This window comes from Cypionkella sp., assembly GCF_030652235.1.
GTDB lineage: Bacteria > Pseudomonadota > Alphaproteobacteria > Rhodobacterales > Rhodobacteraceae > Cypionkella.
On sequence record NZ_JAUSBA010000032.1, the window covers coordinates 56,698 to 69,321 of the forward strand.

Genomic DNA, 12,624 nt, shown 5'->3' on the forward strand with positions numbered 1-12,624 from the left:
CCTTCCTGTATTGGGTCTAGATATGGTTGCCGCTACCTTACACTATCGCGCATTTGGGGTGCAAGGCAGGCGCGCAAATGGCTTTGGCAGCAGCGCGATGTGAGTGATAACACACTGTTTTCATTGAAAATTAATATGTGGGGCGCAGGATAGGTTTGTGGGCTTTGGAAAGGCAGGCACCCCATGCACGCCACTGAGACGGAATTGATGCTGAAAGGCTACGGGCTGACAACGGCAGAACTATACTACCGGATGCCGGATTACCTTAATGTTCTCAATAGCTTCACTTGGCAAGACTATGATCTTGCCCCGGATTATCCGCAGCTTTTCGGCTTTATCGAGTTTTGGCAAAGCCAGATCGAAGGCCCGCTGCATTCGGTGCGATTCACCCATCGCAAACTGATCGCACCGGGCGAATGGCGCAATGTGGTGGGCGAATTTCGGCTGCATTAGCCGCGCTTGCCATTCCGCCTCGGCGCGCGGATAAGCGCCGCTGAGGTTTTGCAGGCGGCCACAATGACAATTCTGCCACAGCGCGCCCTGACGCGGGTTGAAGATCTGATCGAGGCTGGGCTTGCCCCCGCCGATCGGGCCGATGGCTTGCAGCAGGTCGCCGAGGCGTTCCGCATCCGTGTCTCGCCCGAAATGCAGGCCGCTATGATCGATGCCGATGACGCAATCGCCCGCCAATTCCTACCCGATACGGCAGAGCTCACCATCCGTCCCGAGGAACTGTACGACCCGATCGGCGACATCACCTACAGCCCCACGCCGGGGCTGACCCATCGCTACCCAGATCGGGTGATCCTTGCCGCAACCCACACCTGCGAGGTTTATTGCCGCTTCTGCTTCCGCCGTGAAGCGGTGGGCGAGGAGGGCGCTTTGCCCGAAGCCGATCTGGAAGCCGCGCTGGCCTACATCGCCGCCACTCCGGCGATATGGGAGGTGATCCTGACCGGTGGTGACCCTTTGGTGCTGTCACCCCGCCGCCTAAGCGCGCTGATGCAGCGCCTGTCCGCGATCCCGCATGTTGAAATTGTGCGCTTTCACACCCGTGTGCCGGTGGTGGCCCCAGCGCGCATCACCGATGACATGATCGCAGCCCTGCGCGCCCGACCCACCACCTACCTTGTGCTGCACACCAACCACGCGCAGGAAATTACGCCTGCCGCGCAGGCTGCGCTGAAACGCCTCGCCGATGCCGGAATTCCGTTGCTGTCGCAGACCGTTCTGCTGAAAGGCATCAACGACAGCGCCGCCACGCTGGAAAGCCTGTTCCGCACTTTGCTGCGCCACCGCGTAACGCCGTATTATCTGCATCACTGCGATCTTGCGCGCGGCACCAGCCATTTCCGCACCACCATCGCGGCAGGGCAAGCGATCATGGCACAACTGCGCGGTCGGCTCTCCGGCATTGGCCTGCCGACCTATGTGCTGGATATTCCCGGCGGATTTGGCAAAGTCCCCATCGGCCCCGGCTATGTAGAGCCCACAGGCGACGCCTACCAGATCACCGATTGGCAGGGCAGGCGGCACGCTTACCGCGATCCTGACGCGCCTTAAGCCTGACGGTTTTCCGCGCCCGGATGGCAGATTGGCTAAGCGACAAAAGCCGCAAGGCTTGAGAAGCGTCTGCTCAACCCGCCCGTAAGATCATCCCAAACAAATCGCGCGGATCATCCGGATCGGCGATCATATCCAACTGGGTGAACAGCCCGGTTTCCGCCAGCTTGCTGCGCACATAGCGCAGCGCGCTGAAATCTTCGACCGCAAAGCCCACAGAATCAAACAGCGTGATCTCGCGCGCGTCCGTCCGCCCCTTGGCTTGGCCATTCATCACCTGCCACAACTCGATCACCGGATGATCGGGCGCAAGCTGCTGAATCTCGCCCTCAATCCGGGTTTGCTCGGGATATTCGACGAAGATCGACGCGCGCAGCAGAATATCCTTGTGCAACTCGGTCTTGCCGGGGCAATCGCCGCCGACAGCATTGATATGCACGCCAGACCCCACCATATTATCGGTCAGGATCGTGGCATATTGTTTGTCCGCCGTCACCGTGGTGATGATCTGCGCGCCCAGAATGGCGTCTTCTGGCGAGCCACAAGACACCACCTTCAAGCCGCGCCCCGCCAAATTCGCCGCACATTTCGCGGTGGCTTCGGGGTCAATGTCGTAAAGTCGCACCTCGGTTATGCCGCAGATCGCCTTAAAGCCCAAAGCCTGAAATTCCGACTGCGCGCCGTTGCCAATCAGCGCCATCACTGTGCTGCCCGCAGGCGCCAACCACTTTGCGGCCATCGCGCTCGTCGCTGCCGTGCGCAGCGCGGTCAGGATGGTCATCTCAGAGAGCAGCACCGGATAACCCGTTGCCACATCCGCCAAAAGTCCAAAGGCTGTAACGGTTTGCAAGCCTTGCTTCATGTTGCTGGGGTGGCCGTTGACATACTTAAAGCCATAGGTTTCGCCGTCAGATGTCGGCATCAACTCAATCACCCCAACATCGGAATGGCTGGCCACCCGTGGGGTTTTGTCAAACAAAGGCCAGCGGTGGAAATCGGCCTCAATCTCGGCGGCCAGATCGATCAAAACCCGCTCCACCCCCAGATGCAGCACCAGTTTCAGCATGTTATCGACAGAGACGAAAGGCACATAGGCCTGATGCGATGGCGTGTTCATCGGGGTCCTCAAAAGCTGCGGGTGGGGCGGTCGAACACCTTGCGGCCCATCAGCGAGCCCACCAGATCGACCATCAATTTCGCGGTGCGGCCGCGCTCATCCAGAAACGGGTTCAACTCGACCAGATCCAGCGAGGTCACCAGTGTGGATTCGTGCAACAATTCCATCACCAGATGCGCCTCACGAAAGGTGGTGCCGCCCGGAACCGTGGTGCCGACGGCCGGCGCAATCGAAGGGTCAAGAAAATCCACGTCCAGACTGACATGCAGCATGCCGCCCGCCGCGCGCACCATATCCAGAAATTCCCGCAACGGGGCGACGATGCCACGCTCATCCAGCACCCGCATGTCATTGATTGCAAGGTCATGTTTCAACAGTGCCGCATGTTCGGCAGGGTCTACCGAACGGATGCCATACAGACAAATCCGCGCCGCCGGGATCGGTGCGGGGAAGGGTGGAAACGCCTCAAACCCCTCACGGCCCGCGATATAGGCCACAGGCGTGCCATGCAGATTGCCGCTTTGCGTGGTCAGTGGGGTGTGAAAATCGGAATGCGCATCCAACCACAGCAGGAACAGCGGGCGATCCACCCGCGCCGCATAGGCCGCAGCCCCCGCGACCGAACCCAAAGCCAAAGAATGATCGCCGCCCAAAACAATCGGCAACCCGCCTTGAGACAAAGCATCGTCCACCTTATCCGCCAAAACTTCGGTCCAGCCCAAGACCTCGGCCAAGCTGTGCACCGCCGGGTTCGGGCAACTGACCGCCTGCAGGGCGGGCAGCACCATATCGCCCCAGTCTTCCACGCCATGGCCCAATTCGTGGATGGCTTGCGCCAGCCCCGCGACACGGTAAGCGGTCGGCCCCATCACGCAGCCGGGGCGGCGCTGGCCTTCGTCAATCGGCGCACCGATCAGAATGGTGTTGGGCATGGGATTCTCCTCTGCCGCAATACTCTTTCCATCTTGCGTCGAATCATACAGATATTTAGGACGCTTTGCACAATCCACCTCACATAATGGCAGGATAATTGACCATGTTGGACGAAACCGACACGCGCCTGATTGCCGAGTTGCGCCGCGACGGCCGTGCGGCTTTGTCCGACCTTTCCGAACGCCTCGGCCTGTCGCGCGCCACCGTGCGCACCCGGATGGAGCGACTGACGACCAGGGGCGAAATCGCCGGTTTCACCGTGCTGACCCGTTCCGATGTCGCCGAAGCCCCGGTGCGCGGGCTGATGATGATCATCATCGAGGGCAAGGGCGGTGAGAAAGTGATGGCGCGCCTCGCAGGCATCCCCGCGGTGATGGCCGTGCATTCGACGAATGGCAAATGGAGCCTGATTGCCGAGATTTCCACCCAAACCCTGATCGAGTTGGATGAGGTGATCAACCGCATCCGCAATATTGACGGCGTTTTAACCTCGGAAACCAACCTGCTGCTCTCTACCCGCAAGGCCGGGCGGCGGTAGACCAACCCACCGCCTCGATTCACTTCAAACAAGATTAAAATTTGCTTCCCGCCGCAGCGGCGTCGCCCTTTCGGGTCTTGGCCGCTGAATGGTTTCATCTTGGCGAAAATACTCCCGCCGGAGGCTCCTGCCATCGACGCCGCAAGCCTCCGGCGCCGGCACTTTAAACACAGATGAAATCACTGGCAGGCGCAGGGCTGGCCGCTCTAACTTCAGGCCCCGCGAAACTTTGCCGCGCGTTTTTCCAGAAATGCCGCCACCCCTTCGCGGAAATCTTCGGTCGCCCCACATTCCCCCTGCAACCGCGCCTCCAAAGCCAGTTGCTGATCCAGATCATTGCCGAATGACGCCCGCAACGCGGTTTTCACGCCGTGGTAGGCCCGCGTTGGCCCCTGCGCCAAACTCAAAGCCCGCGCCTGCCAATGCGCCGCAAACCCCTGATCTGGAACACATTCATAAATCATGCCCCAATCCATGGCCTGACTCGCTGTCACCTTATCGGCAAACAACACCGCCCCCATCGCGCGGGCAAGACCGATCTGACGCGGCAACCAATAGCTGCCGCCAGCATCCGGCACCAAACCAATCCGGGTAAACGCCTGAATGAACGACGCACTCTCGCAGGCTATCACCACATCCGCCGCCAGCGCCAAATTCGCCCCAGCCCCCGCAGCCGCCCCTTGCACGGCTGAAATCGTCGGGATCGGGCAATCGGTGATCGCCTTCAACAGCGGCACATATTCCTCATTCAGCACGCGCTCTAGGTCCAGCGCCGCCCCCAGCTGCTGCCCGGCGGCATCGCCCAAATCCTGCCCCGCGCAAAACGCCCGACCTGCGCCGGTGATCACCAGCACCCGCGCTTGCGTGCCCGCGCGCAGCACCGCCGCCAGCATCTCGGCGCGCAAAAGCGTCGAAAGCGCGTTCATCACCTCGGGCCGGTTCAGCGTGATCACCGCCACGCCCGCCTCAAGTTGATACGTTATGCACTGAAACATGGCGTCTCCCCTGTTTGCAGCCACAGTATCAGGGCAGGGCACTGCCACCAGTGAAACCCCGCGTCACTTTGTCAGCAACTCGGCCAGCCTGACCTTATCGGCCTCGGACAGCGTTTCGGCCTCAGCCGCCACCGCCCGCCTGCGGCTCATCGCCAAAGCGATACCCGCCCCCGCCAGCAGCATCAAAGGTCCCGCCAGCCACAGCATCAAACTCGACCCTTCTGCGCGCGGGCTGAACAGCACAAATTCGCCGTAGCGCGCCACGACATAATCGATCACCTGAGTGTCGCTGTCGCCCGCCACAAGCCGCTCGCGCACCGCCAGCCGCAAATCCCGGCTGATTGGCGCGTTGGAATCGTCGATATCCTCGCCCTGACACACCGGGCAGCGCAGGTTTTGCGAGATCGCCCGCGCCCGCGCCTCCAGCCCCGGATCGTTTAGGATTTCATCGGGTTGCACCGCAAATGCAGGCGAGGCCAGCAGCAGCAGCGCCACTAAGACCGCCCGCATCATTCCGCGGCCACCGCAACAGCCTCAGACCGCCGCGCCCCCGCTGCCACCCGGAACCGTCGATCCGACAGGCTGAGCATGCCGCCCAAGGCCATCAGCAACGCGCCGCCCCAAATCCAGTTGGCAAACGGCTTGATGTAACTGCGCACTGCATAGCCGCCATCGTCTTGGGCATCGCCGATCACCAGATACAGATCACGAAACACCCCCTGATCAATCGCAGCCTCGGTTGTTGGCATCCCGGCCACCGGATACATCCGCTTTTCGGGATGCAGACTTGCCACCACAACGCCCGCCTTCCGCACGATCATATCCGCCATGGTCGAGAGGTAATTCGGCCCCTCAACTTGGTTCACCGCCTGCAAGGTCACGTCATAACCGCCCAAGGCAAAGCTTTCGCCGATTTTAACGGTGCGAATATCTTCCGTCACCCAAGCCGTCATCGCCGCCACCGCAAAGATCGTCACCCCCATACCAGAATGGGCAACAACCTTGCCCAAATCAGCGCGGGGCAGGCGGGGCAAACGGCTGAACCGATCCCCGACAGACCCACGCCCCAGCCGCTGCCACAGGTCAATCAGCGCGCCCATCACAACCCAAGCGCCCAACGCAGCCCCCACCGGACCCAAAGCACTTTTGCCGGTCTGCACCGCATAAACCAGCAGCCCCACCGCCAAAGCCAACACCAAAGCCCCGCGCAAAGGCCGCATCGCCCGCCGGATTTCCGCCCGCTTCCACGGCAACATCGCCCCCACAGGCAGAATGATCGCCAGCACCACCATAAACGGCGTGAAGGCGGCATCAAAGAACGGCGGACCCACCGACAGCTTGCGGGCGAACACCAACTCGGCAATCAGCGGCCAGATCGTGCCGATGAACACCACAAAAGCCGATACCGCCAGCAGCAGGTTGTTGGCCACCAGCGCGGTTTCCCGGCTGACCACCGCAAACACACCCTTGGCCTCTAACACACTGGCGCGCAACGCAAACAGCGTCAGCGCCCCGCCCATGAACACGCCCAGAATGCCCAAAATAAACACCCCCCGCTCTGGATCATTGGCAAAGGCATGCACTGATGTGATCACGCCGGATCGCACAATAAAGGTCCCCGTCAGCGAGAATCCAAAGGCCAAGATCGCAAGCAGTACCGTCCAAGCCTTCAAGCTTTCGCGCTTTTCCACCACAATGGCCGAGTGCAACAAAGCCGCCGAGATTAGCCAAGGCATAAAGCTTGCGTTCTCCACCGGGTCCCAAAACCAAAACCCGCCCCAGCCAAGTTCATAATACGCCCACCACGATCCCATCGCGATGCCAATGGTCAGAAAAACCCACGCCGCCAGCGTCCAAGGCCGCACCCAGCGGCCCCAGGCGGCATCAACACGGCCCTCCAGCAGGGCGGCGATGGCGAAAGAAAAGCTCATCGAAAGCCCGACATAGCCCAGATACAAAAACGGCGGATGAAACGCCAAACCGGGGTCTTGCAGCAGCGGGTTCAGATCATTGCCGTTCATCGGCGGATTTTCCAGCCGCACGAATGGGTTCGAGGTCAGCAGCATGAACGCCATGAATGCGACGCCAATCGAGCCCTGCACCGCCAACACCCGCGCCTTCAGCGCACTGGGCAGGTTGCCGCCAAACCAAACCGCACAAGCGCCAAACGCTGCCAAGATCAGCACCCACAGCAGCAAAGACCCCTCATGGTTGCCCCAGACGCCGGCGAATTTATACAGCAAAGGCTTGGCGGTATGCGAATTCTCGACCACAAGTTTCAGCGAAAAGTCCGAGGTGACAAAGCCGTACGTCAGCGCCACAAAGCTGGTGGCGATCAGCAAAAACTGCACCACCGCCGCAGGGTCGGCCACCGCCATCAACCGCGCATCACGCCGATACGCGCCCCACAGCGGCAGGGTGGATTGCACCACTGCGACCATAAAGGCCAGCACCAAGGTGAAATGTCCAAATTCAATGATCATGACGGCCTCCCGATTAAACCCGGTATAGGCCAAATACGTTCTGGCGGAAATGGCCTGCGCGAACGTGTCGCGCAGGCTTGATCACACGCCGCGCGACAGCGCCGCCACACCCGTCCGCGCCATCTCCCGCAAGCCCAAAGGCCGCATCAATTCGGCAAACGAGTCGATCTTCTCGGGCGTCCCGGTCATCTCGAACACGAAAGACTCCAGCGTCGAATCCACCACATGCGCGCGGAAAATCTCGGCCAAGCGCAACGCCTCTATCCGCGCCTCGCCCTTGCCTGCCACCTTCATCAACGCAAGCTCGCGCTGCACCGAAGGCCCCTCAACCGTCAGATCATGCACCTCATACACCGGCACCATGCGGGCCAGTTGCGCCTTGATCTGCACGATCACCTCCGGCGTGCCCGTCGTCACCACGGTAATCCGGCTGCGATGCGAACTGTGATCCACCTCGGCCACCGTCAGACTGTCGATGTTATAGCCGCGCGCGGTGAACAAACCGATCACCCGGGCCAAAACCCCCGGCTCGTTCTCGACGATCACCGCCAAAGTATGCGTCTCAATCACCGGCGCATTCGGGTCGCGCAACTCATAGGCCGAATGGCTGGAGGCACTTTTCTTGATGTTTAGCGGAGACATCTTTGGTCATCCTCTGTGTAAAAATATCCTCAGGGGTCCGGGGGGCGAGCCCCCCGGCGCGACATCTCAAACCAGAACCGCGCCCTTGTCACTGATGACACCTTGGGTATCGGCATCACCAAGCAGCATCTCGTTGTGCGGCTTGCCGCTCGGAATCATCGGGAAGCAATTCTCGTGCTTTTCCACCCGGCAATCGAAGATAAACGGCCCGTCATAGCGGATCATTTCCATGATCGCATCGTCCAGATCCTTGGGGTCGGTTACCTGTATCCCCTTGCAGCCAAAGGCTTCCGCCAGCTTCACAAAGTCCGGCAACGACTCTGACCACGATTGCGAATAGCGCTCGCCATGCAGCAATTCCTGCCACTGCCGCACCATCCCCAACCGCTCGTTGTTCAGGATGAACTGCTTGACCGGCGCGCGGAACTGCATCGCGGTGCCCATTTCCTGCATGTTCATCAACCAAGACGCTTCGCCCGCCACGTTGATCACCAAACTGTCAGGATGCGCAATCTGCACGCCAATCGACGCAGGCAAGCCATAGCCCATCGTCCCGAGGCCGCCAGACGTCATCCAACGGTTCGGCGCTTCAAAGCCTAAATACTGCGCCGCCCACATCTGATGCTGGCCAACTTCGGTGGTGATGTAACGGTCCATCCCCTTGGTCAGGACTTCCAAACGCTCCAGCGCATATTGCGGCTTGATCACCGATGCCGAGTTTTTATAGGTCAGGCATTTCACCGCCCGCCATTCGGCAATCTGCGCCCACCACTTTGCAAGGCCGGCTTGGTTCACCCGGCTGCCGCGTGATTTCCACAGCGCCAGCGCCTCTTCCAGCACATGCGCAATATCGCCAACGATCCCCACATCCACCCGGATCACCTTGTTGATCGAGGACGGGTCAATATCGACATGCACCTTGCGCGATTTCGGCGAGAAATCAGGGATCCGCCCGGTGATGCGGTCATCAAACCGCGCGCCGATGTTGATCATCAGATCGCAGCCGTGCATCGCGAGGTTGGCTTCATAAAGCCCGTGCATCCCCAACATGCCCAGCCAAGCGGTGCCGCTGGCCGGATAAGCCCCCAGACCCATCAGGGTCGAGGTGATCGGAAACCCTGTTGCCGCCACAAATTCGCGCAGCAAAGCACTGGCGCGCACGCCCGAGTTGATCACGCCGCCGCCGGTGTAAAACACCGGACGTTCAGCGGTTTCCATCATCTCGACCATCGCCGCAATCGCCTCGGGGTCGCCCTTCACACGCGGCTGGTAATGCGACACCCGGCTTTTTTCCATCGGCGTGTAGGTGCCGGTGGCGAATTGCACGTCTTTCGGAATGTCGATCAGCACCGGGCCGGGGCGTCCGTGGGAGGCGACATGAAACGCCTGATGGATGGTTTCCGACAGCTTTTCAGTGTCCTTCACCAGCCAGTTGTGCTTGGTGCAGGGCCGGGTGATGCCAATGGTATCGGCCTCTTGGAACGCATCGGTGCCGATCATAAAGGTCGGCACTTGGCCGGTCAGCACCACCAGCGGGATGCTGTCCAGCAAAGCATCGGTAAGGCCCGTCACGGCATTCGTCGCCCCCGGGCCAGACGTCACCAAAGCCACGCCCACTTTACCCGTCGATCGCGCATAGCCCTCGGCCATATGAATGGCACCCTGCTCATGCCGCACCAAAATATGCCGGATGTCGTTTTGCTGGAAAATCTCGTCATAGATCGGCAGCACTGCGCCACCCGGATAACCAAAGACAACTTCAACACCCTGATCCTTCAGGGCTTGAACTACCATGCGTGCTCCGGTCATCTGACGCGTCATTGCTTCAATCCTATCTTGCCCGCTTTGGGCCTTGGCCAACAAAAAGCCCCCGGAGGTTACTCGGGGGCGCATGGGAAACCTGATGGTCAAACCGTTACCGGCCCATGCGCTTTATCCTTACGACGACTAGAATGCTGAGCATTACAGACCCCTTGAGCTTCGTTGGGGAAACTAGGGCGGTGCGGCAGGGTCGTCAACTGCAAATCGACATGGAAAGTGTCGCTCAGATGCAGTTTTTTGAACTTTAATTGCGATAATGTGCGAAATTAAGCAATTTTAGCAATTCGCACAGGTCTGGATCATTCAATTTCCCCCGACTCGCGACCAACAGCCGCAGCCATGCCGCTTTTTTTGCATATATATCGCCGGCGCTTCAGGGCTGTATGTTGTGGATACACCCGCCGAAAACCACAAGTCATTCCCCGCGGGGAAAAGCCGTTAGGGCGGACACATCGTCTTAAGCGGGTTGCAACAGATCCCAGCGATTGCCCCAAAGATCGCGCCACACCGCCACCGTGCCATATGCCTCATGGCGCGGGCTTTCCTCAAACACCCCACCCGCTGCGACAATCCGTGCTGCATCGCGGGCAAAATCATCGGTATGCAGGAACAGCCAAACCCGCCCGCCCGCCTGATCCCCCACCGCCGCAAGCTCGCGCGTATCCTTGGCCTGCGCCAACACAAGCTGCACCCCGCCGCCCGCAGGCTGCACCGTCACCCAACGCTTGTGGCCCTGATCTCTGTCGGCGGTAAGTGTAAACCCCAAGCCGTCGCAAAAGAACCGGATCGCCTGATCATAATCCGGCACCACCAAAGCCAGCGCGCCAATCATTCCCTTGGCACGCTGCGCGCCTCGGGCAGCGAAATCCGCGCCACCTGCTCGGCAATCGGGTCGACCGACAGCGGATGCAACTCGGCCCGGTGATCGGCGGGATCGCCAATGTCCTGCCACGCGCCATGTTTGAAAATTTCCAGCGCATTGAACCCGGCCTTATAGTTCATCTTGCGGCTGCCCGGCACCCAATAGCCCAGATAGACGTAAGGCAGCCCAGCCTCGCGCGCGATGGCGATATGGTCCAGAATGGCAAACGTCCCCAAAGACAGATCAATCATATCGGGGTCATAAAAGCTGTAAACCATCGACAGCCCGTCATCAAAAACATCGGTCAGCGCGACGCAAGCCAAGGGCCGCCCGGACTCGCCCGGCCCGCCCGCCCGCGTATACTCGATCACCCGGCTTTTGATCGGGGTCTCCTCGATCATCGCGGCGAATTCGAACACATCCATATCGGCCATGCCGCCATCGGCGTGGCGGGCATCAAGGTAACGGCGGAACAAAGTGAACTGATCTTCCGTCGCCCAAGGGCTGGTGGCGTTGCGGCGCAGATGGGCGGCGTTCTTCAAAATCTTGCGCTGGGTGCGGCTGGGTTTGAAATCGGCCACCCTGATCCGCGCAGACAGACAGGCCGAACATTCCGCACAAGACGGCCGATAAAGCACGTTCTGACTGCGCCGAAACCCCTGTTTCGACAGCGAGTCATTCAACCGTTGCGCCTGATCGCCCTGCAAAGCCGTAAACAATTTGCGTTCCATCCGCCCCTCCAAATAGGGGCAGGGCTGCGGAGCCGTCACGTAAAACTGGGGCGCAATCGGAAGGGTGTGGCGCATTGTCTCGGGCCGCAAGGTTAGGGAAAGCATACCCTAGCAAGGCCAAGCCCCGCCGCCAAGCGCAATCAGACGCGCGATCCGCGCGGGTCAAGTCAGCGGAAACCTTGCACAAACAAAAGCCCCCCGGCGCAAACCGGGGGGCTTTGGGGTCAGACGATCCGCCCAAGGATCAGTATTCGCCGGGGCGTGCCACTTCGGTCGGCGCAGCAGGGGCCGTGGCGGCACGGGCGCGGTCTTCCATAAAGCTGTCGAACTCAGACTTGTCTTTGGCCTCACGCAGACGTTGCAGGAACGACTCGAACGCGGTCTGCTCGTCTTCCAGACGGCGCAGCATATCGGTCTTGTAGGCATCGAACGCGGCATTGCCCGAGGGGCGCATTGCCGAATGGTGGCCGCCCCAATGCTTTTCATGACGCTCAAACTGACGGGCGCGACGTTCCGCGCAAGAAGAACGGCTGAACATACGTTTGCTCCAGATCATATAGGCCAGAAAGGCCAGGCCCACGGGCCAGATGAAGATGAAGCCAAGCACCATGGCGGCGATCCAGGCACCTTTGCCTTTATCGTCAAGCCAAGCCTCGGCGCGGCGCAGGAAAGAAAAGATTCCGCCAGAGGAAGGGGCGGTGGTTGAACTGGTATTCATCGGCGGACTCCCGTATTTCGGTGTATGTGAATGTCTTTCACATCAGCCAAGATGCGCTGTGTTGACTGCGCTTTCAAGGGTTATGTGAATGATATTTACATAAGGCTGGGTCGAGCGCCAAAAACGCGCGAAAACCCGCCTAAATCAATCCCCCGCCGCCCCGGACTTGATCCGGGGCCTCACAGGGGCTGGGCATACGATGAAAAGAGGCCCTGGATCAA

Annotated in this window: 13 protein-coding genes; 3 read left to right on the top strand and 10 right to left on the bottom strand. The window is 60.2% G+C overall.

Annotated features, from left to right (window positions below):
* Positions 1-183 precede the first annotated feature (183 nt).
* Both Q7V03_RS09915 and Q7V03_RS09920 read left to right on the top strand, forming a co-directional pair.
* Entirely contained in the window at positions 184-453 is a 270-nt protein-coding gene (locus Q7V03_RS09915; protein WP_304925438.1) for an usg protein, read from the top strand.
* 63 nt (positions 454-516) lie between these two features.
* Positions 517-1,563 (top strand): lysine-2,3-aminomutase-like protein, encoded by a 1,047-nt coding sequence (locus Q7V03_RS09920; protein WP_304925439.1) that lies wholly within the window; start codon positions 517-519, stop codon positions 1,561-1,563.
* A 73-nt stretch (positions 1,564-1,636) separates the two neighbouring features.
* Here Q7V03_RS09920 and Q7V03_RS09925 read toward each other — a convergent pair whose 3' ends face one another.
* Both Q7V03_RS09925 and rocF read right to left on the bottom strand, forming a co-directional pair.
* Positions 1,637-2,680 (bottom strand): ornithine cyclodeaminase, encoded by a 1,044-nt coding sequence (locus Q7V03_RS09925; protein ID WP_304925440.1) that lies wholly within the window; start codon positions 2,678-2,680, stop codon positions 1,637-1,639.
* A gap of 8 nt (positions 2,681-2,688) precedes the next feature.
* Positions 2,689-3,612, bottom strand: coding sequence for an arginase (rocF, locus tag Q7V03_RS09930; protein ID WP_304925441.1), 924 nt, complete (start codon positions 3,610-3,612; stop codon positions 2,689-2,691).
* Positions 3,613-3,719: 107 nt separating this feature from the next.
* Here rocF and Q7V03_RS09935 point away from each other — a divergent pair, with 107 nt between their 5' ends.
* Complete coding sequence (locus Q7V03_RS09935) at positions 3,720-4,151, top strand: Lrp/AsnC family transcriptional regulator (protein WP_304925479.1); 432 nt, start codon at positions 3,720-3,722, stop codon at positions 4,149-4,151.
* A 212-nt stretch (positions 4,152-4,363) separates the two neighbouring features.
* Here the strand turns inward: Q7V03_RS09935 and Q7V03_RS09940 are convergent, their stop codons facing one another.
* The 8 genes from Q7V03_RS09940 to Q7V03_RS09975 all read right to left on the bottom strand — a co-directional run bounded on the left by Q7V03_RS09940 (position 4,364) and on the right by Q7V03_RS09975 (position 12,403).
* On the bottom strand, positions 4,364-5,146 hold the full coding sequence (locus Q7V03_RS09940) for an enoyl-CoA hydratase-related protein (RefSeq protein WP_304925442.1): 783 nt from the start codon (positions 5,144-5,146) through the stop codon (positions 4,364-4,366).
* 63 nt (positions 5,147-5,209) lie between these two features.
* On the bottom strand, positions 5,210-5,659 hold the full coding sequence (locus Q7V03_RS09945; RefSeq protein WP_370651100.1) for a cytochrome c-type biogenesis protein CcmH: 450 nt from the start codon (positions 5,657-5,659) through the stop codon (positions 5,210-5,212).
* Positions 5,656-7,629 carry a heme lyase CcmF/NrfE family subunit gene (locus Q7V03_RS09950; RefSeq protein ID WP_304925444.1) on the bottom strand — a complete coding sequence of 658 codons (1,974 nt, stop codon included), beginning with the start codon at positions 7,627-7,629 and terminating at the stop codon, positions 5,656-5,658. The genes Q7V03_RS09945 and Q7V03_RS09950 overlap by 4 nt, the downstream gene beginning before the upstream one ends.
* Before the next feature lie 81 nt (positions 7,630-7,710).
* A complete protein-coding gene (gene ilvN, locus Q7V03_RS09955) occupies positions 7,711-8,271 on the bottom strand; it encodes an acetolactate synthase small subunit (protein WP_304925445.1) in 561 nt (186 codons plus the stop codon).
* A gap of 66 nt (positions 8,272-8,337) precedes the next feature.
* On the bottom strand, positions 8,338-10,092 hold the full coding sequence (locus Q7V03_RS09960; protein ID WP_304925446.1) for an acetolactate synthase 3 large subunit: 1,755 nt from the start codon (positions 10,090-10,092) through the stop codon (positions 8,338-8,340).
* A gap of 457 nt (positions 10,093-10,549) precedes the next feature.
* Entirely contained in the window at positions 10,550-10,924 is a 375-nt protein-coding gene (locus tag Q7V03_RS09965; RefSeq protein WP_304925447.1) for a VOC family protein, read from the bottom strand.
* The gene (locus tag Q7V03_RS09970; protein ID WP_304925448.1) at positions 10,921-11,760 is read right to left on the bottom strand and encodes an arginyltransferase; all 840 of its coding nucleotides are present in this window, start codon (positions 11,758-11,760) and stop codon (positions 10,921-10,923) included. The genes Q7V03_RS09965 and Q7V03_RS09970 overlap by 4 nt, the downstream gene beginning before the upstream one ends.
* 169 nt (positions 11,761-11,929) lie before the next feature.
* A complete protein-coding gene (locus Q7V03_RS09975; protein ID WP_304925449.1) occupies positions 11,930-12,403 on the bottom strand; it encodes a DUF2852 domain-containing protein in 474 nt (157 codons plus the stop codon).
* Positions 12,404-12,624: the final 221 nt, after the last annotated feature.